This is a genomic window from Sulfurivirga sp. (assembly GCF_015490265.1).
Classification (GTDB): Bacteria; Pseudomonadota; Gammaproteobacteria; order Thiomicrospirales; family Thiomicrospiraceae; genus Sulfurivirga.
Genome location: NZ_WFYD01000041.1, coordinates 1 through 15,918, shown reverse-complemented (window position 1 = coordinate 15,918; position 15,918 = coordinate 1). Strand labels below are relative to the sequence as shown.

Annotated in this window: 15 protein-coding genes; 11 read left to right on the top strand and 4 right to left on the bottom strand. The window is 63.3% G+C overall.

Annotated features, from left to right (window positions below; genetic code table 11):
* From F8K16_RS03025 to F8K16_RS03005, 5 genes are all read left to right on the top strand, one after another.
* Window positions 1-720, top strand: a 720-nt coding sequence (locus F8K16_RS03025; protein ID WP_294946762.1) for an ABC transporter substrate-binding protein, incomplete at its 5' end; no start/stop codon positions are given.
* Window positions 714-1,691 carry an ABC transporter permease gene (locus tag F8K16_RS03020; protein ID WP_294946759.1) on the top strand — a complete coding sequence of 326 codons (978 nt, stop codon included), beginning with the start codon at window positions 714-716 and terminating at the stop codon, window positions 1,689-1,691. The genes F8K16_RS03025 and F8K16_RS03020, both read left to right, overlap by 7 nt.
* A 12-nt stretch (window positions 1,692-1,703) precedes the next feature.
* Entirely contained in the window at window positions 1,704-2,123 is a 420-nt protein-coding gene (locus tag F8K16_RS03015; protein WP_294946756.1) for a DsrE family protein, read from the top strand.
* On the top strand, window positions 2,123-3,424 hold the full coding sequence (locus tag F8K16_RS03010; protein WP_294946754.1) for an ABC transporter permease: 1,302 nt from the start codon (window positions 2,123-2,125) through the stop codon (window positions 3,422-3,424). Before F8K16_RS03015 ends, F8K16_RS03010 begins: the two co-directional genes overlap by 1 nt.
* A complete protein-coding gene (locus F8K16_RS03005) occupies window positions 3,424-5,058 on the top strand; it encodes an ABC transporter ATP-binding protein (RefSeq protein WP_294946751.1) in 1,635 nt (544 codons plus the stop codon). Before F8K16_RS03010 ends, F8K16_RS03005 begins: the two co-directional genes overlap by 1 nt.
* Before the next feature lie 21 nt (window positions 5,059-5,079).
* Here F8K16_RS03005 and F8K16_RS03000 read toward each other — a convergent pair whose 3' ends face one another.
* The 4 genes from F8K16_RS03000 to ubiG are packed head-to-tail and all read right to left on the bottom strand — an operon-like array spanning window position 5,080 to window position 8,252.
* Complete coding sequence (locus F8K16_RS03000) at window positions 5,080-6,255, bottom strand: GGDEF domain-containing protein (protein WP_294946748.1); 1,176 nt, start codon at window positions 6,253-6,255, stop codon at window positions 5,080-5,082.
* Window positions 6,239-6,904 (bottom strand): SDR family NAD(P)-dependent oxidoreductase, encoded by a 666-nt coding sequence (locus F8K16_RS02995; RefSeq protein ID WP_294946745.1) that lies wholly within the window; start codon window positions 6,902-6,904, stop codon window positions 6,239-6,241. Before F8K16_RS02995 ends, F8K16_RS03000 begins: the two co-directional genes overlap by 17 nt.
* A complete protein-coding gene (locus F8K16_RS02990; protein WP_294946743.1) occupies window positions 6,901-7,560 on the bottom strand; it encodes an HAD family hydrolase in 660 nt (219 codons plus the stop codon). The genes F8K16_RS02995 and F8K16_RS02990 overlap by 4 nt, the downstream gene beginning before the upstream one ends.
* Window positions 7,557-8,252, bottom strand: coding sequence for a bifunctional 2-polyprenyl-6-hydroxyphenol methylase/3-demethylubiquinol 3-O-methyltransferase UbiG (gene ubiG, locus F8K16_RS02985; RefSeq protein WP_294946740.1), 696 nt, complete (start codon window positions 8,250-8,252; stop codon window positions 7,557-7,559). The genes F8K16_RS02990 and ubiG overlap by 4 nt, the downstream gene beginning before the upstream one ends.
* Window positions 8,253-8,346: 94 nt before the next feature.
* On the opposite strand from ubiG, the gene gyrA reads away from it, so the two are divergent.
* The 6 genes from gyrA to F8K16_RS02955 form a co-directional block, all read left to right on the top strand.
* A complete protein-coding gene (gene gyrA, locus F8K16_RS02980) occupies window positions 8,347-10,905 on the top strand; it encodes a DNA gyrase subunit A (RefSeq protein WP_294946737.1) in 2,559 nt (852 codons plus the stop codon).
* On the top strand, window positions 10,902-11,972 hold the full coding sequence (gene serC / locus F8K16_RS02975; RefSeq protein WP_294946734.1) for a 3-phosphoserine/phosphohydroxythreonine transaminase: 1,071 nt from the start codon (window positions 10,902-10,904) through the stop codon (window positions 11,970-11,972). Before gyrA ends, serC begins: the two co-directional genes overlap by 4 nt.
* 29 nt (window positions 11,973-12,001) lie before the next feature.
* The gene (locus tag F8K16_RS02970; protein ID WP_294946732.1) at window positions 12,002-13,183 is read left to right on the top strand and encodes a 3-phosphoglycerate dehydrogenase family protein; all 1,182 of its coding nucleotides are present in this window, start codon (window positions 12,002-12,004) and stop codon (window positions 13,181-13,183) included.
* 37 nt (window positions 13,184-13,220) lie between these two features.
* Entirely contained in the window at window positions 13,221-14,321 is a 1,101-nt protein-coding gene (gene pheA, locus F8K16_RS02965; RefSeq protein WP_294946730.1) for a prephenate dehydratase, read from the top strand.
* A gap of 2 nt (window positions 14,322-14,323) precedes the next feature.
* Window positions 14,324-15,418, top strand: coding sequence for a histidinol-phosphate transaminase (gene hisC, locus F8K16_RS02960; RefSeq protein WP_294946728.1), 1,095 nt, complete (start codon window positions 14,324-14,326; stop codon window positions 15,416-15,418).
* On the top strand, window positions 15,411-15,918 hold a 508-nt coding region (locus F8K16_RS02955; RefSeq protein ID WP_294946725.1), incomplete at its 3' end, for a prephenate dehydrogenase/arogenate dehydrogenase family protein. The genes hisC and F8K16_RS02955, both read left to right, overlap by 8 nt.

The window sequence follows — 15,918 nt, the reverse complement described above, 5'->3', positions numbered from 1 at the left end:
CGGCGCAGGCCGCTGGCGGTGGCAAAACGGCTGCTGGCCGAGGCGGGCTATCCGGATGGCGTCGATCCTAAGACCGGTCATCCGCTGAAGATCTACTTCGAGGCGGTGGGTGGCAGCCCGGACGACAAGGCGCGGCTGGACTGGTTGCGCAAGCAGTTCGCCCGCATCGGGCTGGAGCTGGTCATCCGCGCCACCGACTACAATCGCTTTCAGGACAAGATGCGCCAAGGCAAGGGACAGCTGTTCATGTGGGGCTGGAACGCCGACTACCCGGATCCGGAGAACTTCCTGTTCCTGCTATACGGTAAGAATGGCGTGGTGGCCACCGGCGGCAACGGCGTCAATTACGCCAATTACCATAATGCGGAATTCGATCGCCTGTTCGAGGAGATGCAGCGCATGGACAATGGGCCCGAACGGCTCAGGCTCATCCGCCGCATGGTGGCGCTGGTGCAGCGTGACGCGCCGTGGATCTTCGGTTTCTACCCCCGGTCGCTGGCGCTGTATCACCGATGGGTGCACAATGCCTGGCCCAACATGATGGCCAACAACACCACCAAATACCTGCGCATTGACCCGACGCTGCGGGCGGCAAGCGAACAGGCGTGGAACCGGCCCGTGCGCTGGGCACTGTGGCTGATGGTGGCGCTGGTGCTGCTGGCGCTGGTCGGTGCCGTGAGGCTCTACCGTCACCGCCAACAGGAGAGAGGCCGATGCTGAACTACCTGATGCGCCGGCTGCTCTACGCCGTGCCCATTCTCATCGGCGTGAACCTGATCACCTTCGCGCTGTTTTTCATGGTCAACACGCCGGACGACATGGCGCGCATCCATCTGGGCGCCAAGCAGACCACACCGGAGATGATCGAGGCGTGGAAGGCGGCCCATGGCTACGACCGCCCGCTGTTCTTCAATCCTGAGGCGGAAGGGCTGGGCACGGTGACCGACACCCTGTTCTTCAATGAGAGCATGCGCCTGTTCACCTTCGATTTCGGCCTGTCAGACAGCGGGCGGGACATCGGCGAGGACATCCGCCAGCGCATGGGGCCGTCGCTGGCGCTGGCGCTGCCCACCTTTCTGCTGGGACTGTGGGTCAATATCACCCTGGCGCTGGCGGTGGTGCTGTTCCGCTATTCGCTGGTGGACCGGACGGCGCTGGTGGCGGCGGTGGTGCTCATGTCCATCTCCGGGCTGTTCTACATCATCGGCGGGCAGGTGCTGGTGAGCAAGATGCTGCACTGGGTGCCCATCTCCGGCTATCAGCCGGGGGCGGATGCGTGGAAGTTCCTCATTCTGCCGGTGCTCATCGGAGTGGTCTCCGGTCTGGGCAGCGGGTTGCGCTGGTACCGCACGCTCTTTCTCGAAGAGGTGGAAAAGGAGTACGTGCGCACGGCCCGCGCCAAGGGGCTGTCACCCTGGCAGGTGATGCGCCGTCATGTGCTACCCAACGGGCTGCTGCCCATTCTCACAGGTGTGGTGGTGGTGATCCCCACGCTGTTCATGGGATCGCTGGTCATGGAGAGCTTCTTCGGCATTCCGGGACTGGGCAGCTACACCATCGAGGCGATTCAGGGGCAGGATTTCGCCATCGTCAAGGCGATGGTGTTTCTGGGGGCCGTGCTCTATATCGTGGGACTGATGCTCACGGACATCGCCTACGCCTGGGCCGATCCGCGGGTGCGTTTCAAATAAGGAGGGTGAGATATGGCGCGCAGGTTACGGATTTTCATGCTCTTTACGCTGCTTGCGCTGCCCCTTTCCAGCTGGGCCGATCCGGTGGATTTCGTGGTGCAGTTCACCCGCGCCGATGGCCTGAACAACGGCCACAGGCGGGTGCTCTTCCAGATCGACCGGGTGCTGAGGGAGCTGGGGTCGGACAAGGTGCGCTTTACCGTGGTGGCCTATGAGGAGGGCATCCACGCGCTTCGGGCGGACAATGTCCGCACGGCAACGCTGGTGACCGATCTGGCCAACCGGGGCGTGGTGTTCAAGGCCTGTCGCATCAGCATGAAAGCCAGCGGCCTGACCGAAGATGATATGAACATGGTGGTGGATTTCGTCCCGGCAGGTGCGCCGGAGGTGCTGCGCCTGCAGATGCAAGGTTACCGATACTGGAAGCCCTGATGATGCTGACCCTGTTGTGGACCGATACGCTGGTATGGCTGCTGGTGGCGATGCTCGCCGCCTGGGGCTGGAGCGCTCGGCGTGACCGGCTGGTGCTGGAGCGCTGGCAGGCGGTGTTCACCAGCCGGCTGGCGCTGACCAGCGCGCTGGTGCTGGCGGCCTATGTGGTGGTCGCCCTGCTGGATTCGGTCCACTTTCAGTTGGCGGGTGGGCAGGTGCGCAGCCTGCTGGACCTGCTGTTCGCCCACCTGCTGGAGAACACGGAGCGCACCTACTCGGCCCCCTTCGCCACCCGTGAGTTCGTCAAGTCGGTGGTGCAGGAGGGCGGCGTCACCCGGCAGGTGCACCTGCCGCTGGCGCATGTCCATCCCGAACGGTTCTGGCCGGATGTGGGGCTGGGACTGGCGCTGGGAACGGGCCTGACCGGCCTGCTGTGGCTGGTTCGATACGGGGTCTCCCCCATTTTTAAGGGACGGATTCTTGCCCGCGCCGACCGGCGCCTTTTCTGGGCCGTCCTGTGGGCCATTCTGACGGTTTTCTGCCTGCTGTGGGCCCTGAGCCGGGATTTTCACGTCTTCGGCACCGACAAGGTGGGCAATGACGTGCTCTTTCAGGCGCTCAAGTCGATCCGCACCGGCGTGCTCATCGGCACCCTGACCACATTGCTGATGCTGCCGCTGGCCATCGGGCTGGGAGTGATGGCCGGCTACTTCAAGGGCTGGGTGGATGATGTAATCCAGTATCTCTACACCACCCTCAACTCCATTCCGGGCGTGCTGCTGATCGCTGCGGCGGTGCTGGTGATGCAGGGGATGCTGGAGAATCATCCGGAGTGGTTCGGCTCGGCGGAGGCGCGGGCGGATCTGCGTCTGCTGTTTCTGACGCTGATTCTCGGCCTGACCAGCTGGACGGGGTTGTGCCGTCTGCTGCGGGCGGAGACGCTCAAGCTGAGCCAGGTGGATTATGTGCGCGCGGCCCGGGCGCTGGGCGCCGGGCATGGACGCATTCTGCTGCGGCACATCACGCCCAATCTCATGCATCTGGTGCTCATTGCCGTGGTGCTGGACTTCAGCGGACTGGTGCTGGCCGAGGCGGTGCTCACCTATGTGGGGGTGGGCGTGGACCCGACCATGAACAGCTGGGGCAACATGATCAACGCCGCACGGCTGGAGATGGCGCGAGAGCCTGCGGTGTGGTGGTCGCTGGCGGCGGCGTTCGTATTCATGTCGCTGGTGGTGCTGGCGGCCAACCTGCTCTCCGACCGGGTGCAGCAGGTGTTCAATCCGAGGAGTGCGGACTGATGACGGAGAAGGGACAGGAAATTCTTCAGGTGGAAGGGCTCACCCTCGGCCTGCGGGACGGGAAAACGCTGGTGGAGGATGTCACCTTTACGCTGAGGCGTGGCGAAGTGCTGGCGCTGGTTGGGGAGTCCGGGTCAGGCAAGTCCCTGACGGCGCTTGCGCTGATGCGTCTGTTGCCTGAGGCGCTGTGCGTGCGTGGCGGGTCGGTGAGGCTGGATGGCACCGAGCTGCTGGACCTGCCCGAGGCGGCCATGCAGCGCATCCGCGGCCGGCGCATGGCGATGATCTTTCAGGAACCGATGACGGCGCTCAATCCAGTGATGCGCATTGGCGAGCAGATCGCCGAGGTGTTGAGGCGCCATCTCGGACTGCGCGGCAAGAAGTTGAACGACAAGGTGATTTCCCTTCTGGATGAGGTGGGCATTCCCGACCCGGATGTGCGCATGGGGTGGTATCCCCATCAGTTTTCCGGCGGACAGAAGCAGCGGATCATGATCGCCATGGCGCTGGCGTGCGAACCGGAGGTGCTGATCGCCGATGAGCCCACCACGGCGCTGGATGTGACCATCCAGGCGCAGATCCTCGATCTGCTGCGCCAGCTGCAGCAGCGCCACGGCATGGCGGTGCTGTTCATCACCCATGACATGGGGGTGGTGGCGGAGATCGCCGACCGGGTGGCGGTCATGTACCGGGGCCGGCTGATCGAACAGGCGCCGGTGAGGCACTTTCTGGAGAATCCGCAGGCGGACTACACCCGTCGACTGCTCAGGAACGCCCTGCCGTTGCGGGCGCTCAAGCCGGAACCGAAGAACAACACCCTGTTGGAAGCAAAAGGCGTCCGTGTCTGGTTCCCCGTGCGCAAGGGGCTGCTGCAGCGCACCGTGGACCACACCCGGGCGGTGGATGGGGTGGATCTGCGCATCCGCGCCGGTGAGACGCTGGCACTGGTGGGCGAGTCCGGCTCCGGAAAGAGCACGCTGGGCATGGCGCTATTGAGGCTGGTGGAGCTGACCGAAGGGCGCATCCTTATTGATGAGTCGGTGGATCTGGCCCGTCTTGGGCCGCGCCAGATGCGCCCGTGGCGCAAGGCGCTGCAGGTGATCTTTCAGGATCCCTATTCGGCCCTCAACCCGCGCATGACGGTGGGCGAGAGCATCCGCGAGGGCATGGTGACCCTTGGCGTAGGGCCGAAGGACAGGCCCGGACAGCTGAAAAGGGTGGCCGAGCTGCTGGAAAAGGTGGGGCTGGAGCCGGAGCACATGCATCGCTATCCCCATGAGTTTTCCGGCGGACAGCGTCAGCGCATCGGCATCGCCCGCGCGTTGGCGGTGGAGCCGCGGCTTATCGTCTGCGATGAGCCCACCAGTGCGCTGGATGTGAGCGTGCGGGCGCAGATCATCGACCTGCTCAACCGACTGCAGGAAGAGGAGGGGGTGAGCTACCTGTTCATCACTCATGACCTGTCCATTCTGCCGCGCATCGCCCATCGGGTGGCGGTGATGCAGAAGGGCCGCATCGTGGAGCAGGGCAGTGTGGAGCAGGTGCTGGCCGACCCCCGGCATCCTTACACCCGCACCCTGCTGGCGTCTGCTCCGAAGCTGGTGCGGGAAGGGGTGCGTCAGCTGTATGGCTGAGGGGATGGCGGATATCAGATATCAGCGTATTGATGCAGGAAGCTCGAAAGCCGTAGGAATGGCGGTGCAGTCGATGGGGCTGCACACATGGGAGCGGCCGGCCTTCTTGGCCTGATAGACCCACTGATCCGCATCGCGCAGCAGATCGTCCAGTTCTCGATGGCGTGCTCTGTCCAGCGCGACAGCACCGATGGACAGAGCGACGGGAAGCCGCTCTCCCTCATATTCCGGCAGGTTGTTCTGCAGGGTCTGGCTGAGCGCCACCAGCAGTTCATGGGCGTGCTCAAGAGGCGTGTTGGGCAGCAGCAGGGCGAACTCGTCGCCCCCCATGCGGGCGAGTATGTCGCTGCGGCGGCGAAAACGCTGATGAATCAGCGCCACCAGATGTTTCAGCACCGTATCACCCGCTTCATGCCCCCAGGTGTCGTTGACCTGTTTGAAGAAGTCCAGGTCGATGATGGCTGCCGACATGGGCATGTTTGCCTTGCGCAGATGCGTGGAGAGCATGACCTCGCCATGCTCTTCCAGCCCCTTGCGATTGAGCGCACCGGTGAGCGGGTCGTGGGTGGCCAGATGCGCAAGGCGCATCACCTGATCGCTCAGCCGCGCGATCAGCTGCTGGATGAGCGTGGCCAGCGCCAGCCCGATGAATCCGCCCAGCAGCGTGAAGATCAGGTGGTTGTAGCGCTGCTCTGCAGTCATCTGGGGCCCGCCCAGCCAGTGCGCCAGGTCCGGCAGCAGCAGCGCGAGAACCAGATTCACCAGCCCCTGCCGCCGGTTGATGAGGATGAAGGCGCCCAGCACGGGAAAGACGCTGGCAAAGAGCATGGTGTACATGTGCGGATCCGACACCACCAGCGGCGCCAGCATGGCGGTGTAGAGCAGCAGGTTGAAGGCAAACAGCGACTGCGTCCAGTTGCGCCACAGGCCGATCAGCCACCAGCTGCCCAGTTCCACGGCGGCCAGTCCCCAGAGCAGCAGGGCATGGGCATGGGACATTTCGAACAGACCGACTGCGGCCGTCAGTCCCATCAAAAGGGAACCTGCACCAATCAGCAGCAGAATCAGCCGGGCCAGCTCCGGTGTCAGCAGCGTGTTCTCCAGCGCTTCGTCGGCCTCGTAACGGCGCTTGGGTGCCAGCACCGGACGCAGGGCGCGTCCCAGCTGTTCACGCAGGGTGTCAATGAGTGTTTTCACGGTCCTTGCCGCTCACAAGCTGTTCGGCCACCGCTTCCGCCGTAGGCAGCTTGCTGTTGTCCGCGCCCGGAAACAGGCGCTGCCGCCACGGGCCCTGAAAGGCACCAACCCGCTCGATGCGGCAGTTGAGGTCGTCCCGCTCCGCCTGCAGGGTTCTGATCAGCTGTTCAAGGCCGGCCTTGGCGACGGCATAGGCACCACCAAAGGGTTGCGGATTGTTCAGCAGGGCATCAGAAATCAGCAGCACTTCCGCCCCTTCGCCCAGATGAGGGAGCACGGCCTGCAGAATGTGGAAATGGGCGTTCAGGTTCACCTGCAACACTTCATACCACTGGGTCGGATCAAAGTGACTCAGTGGCGTAAAGGCGGGCAGGGCGGCGGCATTCAGAACGAGCGTGTCCACCGGTTCGCCATGTTCGGCCAGCGCCTGTTCAAGCTGCATGAATTCGCCAGCCCCTGCCAGCCGGAAATTGAGCGGAAACAGAATCGGTTCGCAGCGTGTCTCGCGCTCAATGCGGTCGTAGAGGGGCTCCAGCGCAGCCAGCTCCGCATCATGCAGAATGATGTGACGGTGGGTTTCGGCAAGACGCCGACTAACCGCCTGACCCAGCGTGCCGCCTGCGCCGGTGATGAAGGCGGTCTCTTTCATAGCTGCTCCACGTGGCGGAGAATGTCCGCCGGGGTGTGATAGAAGAAGTGCGCCGGCCACCGCATCGGGTCCACATCCTGCGGCAGGTAGCCATAGAGCGCCGCGCCGCTCAGCATGCCGGCATTGAGCGGCGCTTCGATGTCCCGGGGATGATCACCGATGTAGAGGCAGTGTTCCGGCGCGACACCGCACTGTTCCGCGGCCAGATGCATCGGCTCCGCATGAGGTTTGCGCACCGGCAGGGTATCACCACACACCAAGGCACGGGGCTCGGCCGGCAGGGTGATTTCATCCAGCAGCTTGTGGGTCAGCCACTCAGGTTTGTTGGTGACGATACCCCAGGGAATGCCTTTTTCCTCCAGCGTGCGGATGCTGTCTTCCAGCGTGGGGAACAGACGGGTGTGCACCGAGATATGGTCGTTGTAGAGGTTGAGAAAACGGGTGCGTTTGGCTTCCAGCGCCTCGCCCTCCAGATCCGGATAGCCCAGCTTCACCACCGCACGCCCCCCCTGGGAAATGGTCTGGCGGATGCGCCAGTAGGGCACGGGCGGCAGGCCGTCCTCGGCGCGCAGGGTGTTGAGCGCCCAAGCGAAGTCATAGCTGGTGTCCAGCAGGGTGCCGTCCAGATCGAACAGCACGCAGCGTATGTCGTTCATGTCTTTTCAAACGCCATCAGATAGTTGATCGACAGGTCATCGCACAGTCGGGCGCTGTGGCTCAGCGGGCTGTAGCACAGGCCGCTTTCATCCTTCAGACGCAGGCCGCTGGCACGGGCCCAGTGTTCCAGCTCGTGGGGTCTGATGAAATGTTCGGGATCATGGGTGCCCCGTGGCAGCAGGCCCAGCACCTTTTCGGCCAGTTCCACCGCAAGCAGGCGGGCTTTCAGCGTGCGGTTGAGGGTGGAGAAGACCGCCACGCCACCCGGTTTCAGCAGGTGGGCGGCCGCGCGCACCACCTCGGCCGGTTCGGGCACATGCTCCAGCATGTCCAGACAGGTGACTCCGTCGAACTGACCGGCCATCTCCTCCGCAAGCGCTTCGGCGCTGATGGGCCGATAGTCGATGGTCAGGCCGCTTTCCAGCGCATGCAGACGGGCGACAGTGAGCGCTTCTTCCGCCAGATCGATGCCGGTGACCTGCGCCCCCTTGCGCGCCAGCGCCTCGCTCACCAGTCCGCCACCACAGCCGATGTCGCACAGGCGCATGCCCTCAAGCGGCATGTTGCGCTCGACGAATTCGACCCGTGCCGGGGTGATCTGGTGCAGGGTGGCCATCGGCCCGTTTTCGTCCCACCACTGGTGGGCCTGGGCGTCGAAATGCTGCAGGGCGTCGGGGTTGGCGTTGCTCACGGAAAGGGCTCTGTCGCACGGAAAGTCAGGCGATTATAGCGTGATATAATCAGCGCTTTCAAAACAGACACCACAAGGCTTTCAGGATCCTTTCATGAGTGAGTTCGCCAGCGAGATCATTCCCGTCTCCCTCGAAGAGGAGATGCAGCAGTCCTACCTCAGCTATGCCATGAGCGTGATCATCGGCCGGGCGCTGCCGGATGTGCGCGATGGCCTCAAACCGGTGCACCGCCGCGTGCTCTACGCCATGCATGAGCTGGGCAACGGCTGGAACCGCCCCTACAAGAAGTCGGCCCGCATCGTCGGGGATGTGATCGGTAAGTACCACCCCCATGGCGATTCGGCGGTGTATGACACCATCGTGCGCATGGCGCAGCCGTTCTCCATGCGCTATGTGCTCATTGACGGGCAGGGCAACTTCGGCTCCATCGACGGTGACGCGCCCGCGGCCATGCGTTATACGGAAATCCGCATGAGCCGCATCGCCCATGAGATGCTGGCGGACATCGACAAGGAGACCGTGGATTTCGTGCCCAACTATGACGGTTCCGAAAAGGAACCGGCGGTACTGCCCACCCGCATTCCCAATCTGCTCATCAACGGCTCGGCCGGCATCGCGGTGGGCATGGCCACCAACATCCCGCCTCACAACCTGACCGAAACCATCAACGCCTGCGTGGCGCTGCTGGATGACCCCACGCTGAGCGTAGGTGACCTGATCGAACACCTGCCCGGTCCCGATTTTCCGACCGGCGCCATCATCAATGGCACCTCCGGCATCCGCGCCGCCTACGAGACCGGGCGGGGCCGGGTGGTCATGCGCGCCCGCGCCCATGTGGAGGAGGACAAGTCCGGCAAGCAGGCCATCATCGTCACCGAACTGCCGTATCAGGTGAACAAGGCCAAGCTGATCGAGCGCATCGCCGAGCTGGTCAAGGAGAAGAAGGTGGAGGGCATCACCGCCCTGCGGGACGAGTCGGACAAGGAGGGCATGCGCATTGTCATCGAGCTGCGTCGAGATGTGGTGGCGGAAGTGCTGCTCAACCAGCTCTACAAGCTCACCGCCCTGCAGAGCGTGTTCGGCATCAACATGGTGGCGCTGGTGGACGGGCAACCGAAGTTGCTCAATCTCAAGGAGGTGATCGAGGCCTTTCTGCGCCATCGCCGCGAAGTGGTCACCCGCCGCACCATCTACGATCTGCGCAAGGCGCGGGAAAAGGCCCACCTGCTGGAAGGTCTGGCGGTGGCGCTGTCCAACATCGACGAGATGATCGAGCTGATCAAGTCGGCACCCACGCCGGCGGTGGCCAAGGAGCAGATGCTCGCGCGCGACTGGCATGCCGGCAATGTGCTGGCCCTGCTGGAGCGGGTGGAAGCGGATGACACCCGTCCGGAAGATCTGCCGGAAGGCTATGGCCTCGTGGGCGGGAACACCTACCGCCTCTCTCCGCAGCAGGCTCAGGCCATTCTGGACATGCGTCTGCACCGCCTGACCGGTCTGGAACAGGAAAAGATTCTTGAGGAATACCGGGAACTGATCGAGCGGATCGGTGAATATCTGCACATACTGCGCAGCCCGGAGCGTCTGACGGAGGTGGTGCGCGAAGAGCTGATCGAGATCCGCGAGCAGTATGGCGATGCGCGCCGTACTGAAATCGACCACAACCATCAGGAACTGGATGACGAAGACCTCATCGCCGAAGAGGAGCGCATCATCACCCTGTCCCGCGATGGCTACGTGAAGACCCAGTCCCTGAGCGACTACCGTACCCAGCACCGGGGCGGGCGCGGCAAGGCGGCCACCCAGATGAAGGATGAGGACGAGGCCGCCGAGCTGGTGGTGGCCAGCTCCCACGACTGGCTGCTGTTCTTCACCACCCGGGGCCGTGTCTACTGGAAGAAGACCTGGCAACTGCCTCAGGCCGGTCGCAACGCCCGCGGCAAGCCGATCGTCAACGTGCTGAACCTGGAAGAGGGCGAGGCGGTCACCACCATTCTGCCGGTGCGTGACTTCGAACAGGGCGGCTATGTGGTCATGGCCACGGCTAACGGCACCGTCAAGCGCGTGGCGCTGGCGGACTTCTCCCGTCCGCGCAACATCGGCATCATCGCCATCGATCTGGTGGAGGGGGACGCGCTGGTGGACACGGCGCTCACCGACGGCACGCGGGAAGTGATGCTGTTTTCCAGTGGCGGCAAGGCCATCCGCTTCGATGAGGACGAAGTGCGGGTGATGGGCCGCACGGCCCGCGGCGTGCGTGGCATGAGGCTGTCGGAAGGCCAGCATATCGTCAGCATGCAGATCGCCCAGCCGGGCACGCTCATCCTCACCGCCACGGAAAATGGCTATGGCAAGTGCACGCCGGTGGAGGAGTACAGCAAGATTCACCGTGGCGGGCAGGGGGTCATTTCCATCAAGACCAGTGAGCGCAATGGTCAGGTGGTGGCGGCCGTCACCGTCACGCCTGAAGACGAGGTGGTGCTGATCACCAACCGCGGCACGCTGGTGCGCACACCTGTCAGAGAGATTTCCGTGGTGGGCCGCAACGCGCAGGGCGTCAAGCTGATCAACCTGAGCAAGGGCGAGCAGCTGGTGGACGTGGCCAAGGTGGCCGCCGAAGACGAGAACGACGAGGAGAACGACAACGCATGAGCAGAGTGTTCAATTTCAGCGCCGGCCCGGCCATGCTGCCGGAAGAGGTGATGCGCCAGGCGCAGGCGGAGTTTCTGGACTGGCATGGCACCGGCATGTCCATCATGGAAGTGAGCCACCGGGGCAGGGAGTTCATGCAGGTGGCCGAGGAGGCGGAGGCCGATCTGCGTGAGCTGATGAACATTCCCGACAACTACCGGGTGATGTTTCTCCACGGTGGCGCCACCATGCAGTTCTCCGCCATTCCGCTCAATCTGACCCGTCCGGGCGATGTGGTGGACTACTTCAACACCGGTGCCTGGTCGAAAAAGGCGCTCAATGAGGCCAAGCGCTACGCCCGTGTGAACATCGTGGCGGAGCATGCCACCGAGATTCCCGAACCGGCCACCTGGCAGCTGTCGGATGAGGCGAAATATGTCCACTACACGCCCAATGAAACCATCGGTGGCCTGCAGTTCCACTTCATTCCCGATGTGGGCGACAAGCCGCTGATCGCCGACATGTCCTCCTGCATCCTGTCCGAGCCGGTTGATGTGTCGAAATTCGGCATGATCTACGCCGGTGCCCAGAAGAATGTCGGGCCCTCCGGCATCGCCATTGTCATCGTGCGTGAGGACCTGATCGGCAACGCTCGTGAAGATTGCCCGCGCCTGCTGGACTGGCAGGTGCAGGCGGAAGCCGGCTCCATGGACAACACCCCGGCTACCTATCCGTGGTACATGGCGGGGCTGGTGTTCAAATGGCTCAAGAAGCAGGGCGGACTGGAAAAAATTGCCTTGGTCAACCGTCGCAAGGCGAAGAAGCTCTATGACTTCATCGACGGTTCCGACTTCTACCACAATCCGGTGCGCCCACAGGACCGCTCCATCATGAACGTGCCCTTCACACTGGCCAACCCGGAGCTGGACAAGACCTTCCTTGCTGAGTCGGATGCCGCCGGGCTGAAATACCTCAAGGGGCATCGTCTGGTCGGCGGCATGCGCGCGTCCATCTACAACGCCATGCCGGAAGAGGGCGTTGACGCGCTGATCGACTTCATGGCCGATTTCGAGCGTCGATACGGCTGATCGAGCGCATCAGGGTCCGGAGGCCGTCCATGCTGAGCAAATACCGCATTCTCACGCTGAACGAGATCGCCCCGAAAGGATTGGCGCTGCTGCCGCCGGACCAGTATGAGGTGGCCTCCGAGTTCAGCGATCCGGACGCCATTCTGGTGCGTTCGGCCAATCTGCATGAACGGCCGCTCAACCCGCGTCTCAAGGCCATCGCCCGTGCCGGGGCGGGGGTCAACAACATTCCCGTCAACCTGTGTTCTCAGCGCGGCATTGCCGTGTTCAACACCCCGGGCGCCAATGCCAATGCCGTCAAGGAGCTGGTGCTGGCGGGCATGCTGGTGGCCGCCCGTAATGTGTGCGAGGCGGCTGCGTTCGTGCGCGCCCTTGATGTGCCGGCAGAACGGCTGGCGGACGAGGTGGAGCGTGCCAAGAAGCGCTTTCGCGGCTTCGAGCTGGCCGGCAGGACGCTGGGCGTGATCGGCCTGGGCGCCATCGGTGTGCGCGTGGCCAACATGGCCATCGAGCTGGGGATGACGGTCATCGGCTATGATCCGGCCATTTCCGTGCGAGCCGCCTGGCAGCTGGACAGCCGTGTCGAGCAGGCGTTGAGCCTAGAATCCCTGCTGCAACAGAGCGACTTCGTCTCTCTGCATGTGCCCCTGCTGGACTCCACCCGGCACCTGATCAACGCGGACAGGCTGGCTCACATGCGAACCGGCAGCGTGCTGCTGAACTTCTCCCGCGGCGAGATCGTGGATGAAGCGGCACTGGAACCGGCTCTGGAGCAGGGGGCGCCGGCCCGGTATGTGAGCGACTTTCCCAGCGCGCGGCTCAAGGGGCACCCTCGGGTGATCAGCCTGCCTCATCTGGGCGCTTCCACCGAAGAGTCGGAGGAGAACTGCGCCGTCATGGCCGTGCAGCAACTGCGGGACTTTCTTGAGCGGGGCACGGTGCACCGCTCGGTCAACCTGCCAGAAGTGGAACTGGGCGCCATTCCCGAGGGGGCGCATCGCATCGCTATCGTCAACGATAACGATGCCGGCATGATCGCCGCCATGACCCGGGTGCTGGGCGAAGCGAAGCTGAACATCGAGGACATGATCAATCGGGCAAGGGATGAGCTGGCCTACACCCTGATCGATGTCACGGGCCCGCTGGCCGATCAGGCGCTGGATGCATTACGGGCCGTGCCGGGCGTGCGCTCCGTGCGCGTGTGCCATTGACCCGTTCAAGGATCTTTGTTGAAGCGACAGGCATTCCATGAGCAATCAGGACGAACAGACAGCACTTCTTGAAATCCGCAATCGGATTGATGTCATCGACGAGCAGCTTCAGGCGCTGATCAGCGAGCGGGCGCGGTTGGCCCGTCAGGTAGCGGAGATCAAGACCCGGGGCGGCAGGGTGGAGGCTGTGTTCTACCGCCCTGAGCGGGAGGCGCAGGTGTTGCGCCGCGTGATCGAGCGCAATGACGGCAGTCTGCCTGCGCAGGACATGGCCCGCCTGTTCCGGGAGATCATGTCCGCCTGTCTGGCGCTGGAAGAACCCATGCGCATCGCCTATCTGGGGCCGGAGGGCAGCTACTCCCATGCCGCCGTGATCAAGCAGTTCGGCACCTTCGCCCATCCCTATGCCGTGTCCAGCATCAGTGACGTGTTCAAGGCGGTGGAACGCAAGGAGGCGCACTATGGCATCGTGCCGGTGGAAAATTCCACAGAAGGGGTGGTGAGCGAGACGCAGAACGCACTGATCGAAACCCCGCTGCAGGTATGCAGCGAGGTGGATCTGCCCATCCATCACTGCCTGCTCTCCCGCAGCGAGAAGCCGGAGCAGATCCGCAGGGTGGTGGCCCATGCGCAGGCGCTGGCCCAGTGCCGCACCTGGCTGCAGAACAACCTGGCCCATGCGGAGCTGGAGGCGGTGGAGTCCAACGCCCGCGCAGCGCAGCTGGCGCAGGCTCATGACGACTGGGCGGCGATTGCTTCCGAACAGGCGGCGCAGATCTATGATCTCCATATTGTCGAGAAGCACATCGAGGACAATCCCAACAACACTACCCGGTTCTGGGTGATGGGGCACGAGCAGTCCCAGCCCAGTGGCGAGGACAAGACGGCCATGGTGCTGACGGTGCCCAATCGTGCCGGCGCCCTGCTGGAAGTGCTGGAACCCTTCTCCGAGCGAGGCATCAGCATGAGCCGCATCGTCTCCCGTCCCGCCCAGCACAAGACGTGGGACTATCTGTTCTTCATCGACATCATCGGTCATGCGCAGCAGGATGAAGTGCGCGAGGTGCTGGAAGAGGTGGCCGAGCGCAGCGCCTGGTTCAAACTGCTGGGCTCCTTTCCAATCTCTCCCCTGAAATGACCATGTTTGAAAATCGGATTCTGCCGCAGATCGACGCACTGACACCCTATCAGCCCGGCAAGCCCGTTGAGGAACTGCAGCGGGAAATGGGACTGACCCATGTGATCAAGCTGGCCTCCAATGAAAATCCGCTGGGCTGCAGCCCGAAAGTGAAGGAGGTTCTGACAGAGGCGCTTGATGGTCTGGCCCGCTACCCCGACGGCAATGCGTTCTACCTCAAACAGGCGCTGGCGGCCTTTCATGGTGTCGAACCCGAGCAGATTCTGCCCGGCAATGGCTCCAACGAGGTGCTGGAGCTGGTGGTGCGCACCTTTGCCGGCCCCGGCGACGAGGTGATCTACGACCAGCACGCCTTTGCCGTCTATCCTCTCAGCACGCAGGCGGCGGGGGCGACGGGGGTGGCCGTGCCCTCAAGGGACTTTGCCCATGATCTCGACGCCATGGCAGCGGCCATCACGCCGCGCACCAAACTTATCTTTCTGGCCAACCCCAACAACCCCACCGGCACGCTGTTCGACGATGAGGCCTTCGAGCGCTTCATGGAAAAGGTGCCCGGGCATGTGCTGGTGGTGCTGGATGAGGCCTATTACGAGTATGCCTCGGCCCATGAGGGGTATCCGGACGGACTGGACTATCTCGGCCGATACTCCAATCTGCTGATCAGCCGCACTTTTTCCAAGGCCTATGGTCTGGCCGGACTGCGGCTTGGCTACTTGATTGCCGATGCGGAAATCATCAGCTACATCAATCGGGTGCGGGAACCTTTCAATGTGAATGTTCTGGCACAGGCGGCCGGCATCGCCGCACTGGAGGATCAGGATTTCGTCGCCGAGGGCGTGGCGCTCAATCAGCGCAACCTGAATCATTTCGAGCGCTTTCTGGCGGAAGAGGGGCTTGCATTCCTCCCTTCCCATGGGAATTTCGTCAGCGTGCGCTTTGACGATGCGGCGGCGGTCAATGACTTTCTGCTGCGTCACGGCGTGATCGTACGACCACTCAATGGTTATGGCATGGCCGACTGGCTGCGCATTTCCATCGGCACCGATGAGGAAATGAATCTGTGCATGGCACGGCTGAAGGAGGCGCTGCATGTTTGAGCGGGCGGTCATCATCGGTGTCGGGCTGATCGGCGGTTCACTGGCGCTGGCGTTGAAAAAAAATGATCTCGTCCGTGAGGTCATCGGCATCAGTCGCAGCCCGGATACGCTGGCCGAAGCCGTGCACCTGGGCGTCATCGACAGCGGGGGAACCCGGCTTGAACAGGCGCATGTGGATGGTGCCGACCTGATCTTCATCGCCACACCGCTGGGCGCCTTCCCGGCCGTGTTCGACCGGCTTGCCTCGCTTGAGCTTGAGGCGGACGTGCTCATTACCGACGGTGGCAGCGCCAAACAGCATGTCATCGATGCCGCCCGGGCAGCCTTTGGTGATGCCTTGCCGGGCGGCTTCGTGCCCGGACACCCCATTGCCGGCAAGGAGCTCAGCGGTGTGGCGGCCGCCGATGCGGAACTGTATGTGGACCATCGGGTCATCCTCACGCCGGCCGAGTCGTCGGATGCCCGGGCGGTGAAACGGGTGGAGAGCATGTGGCAGGCCG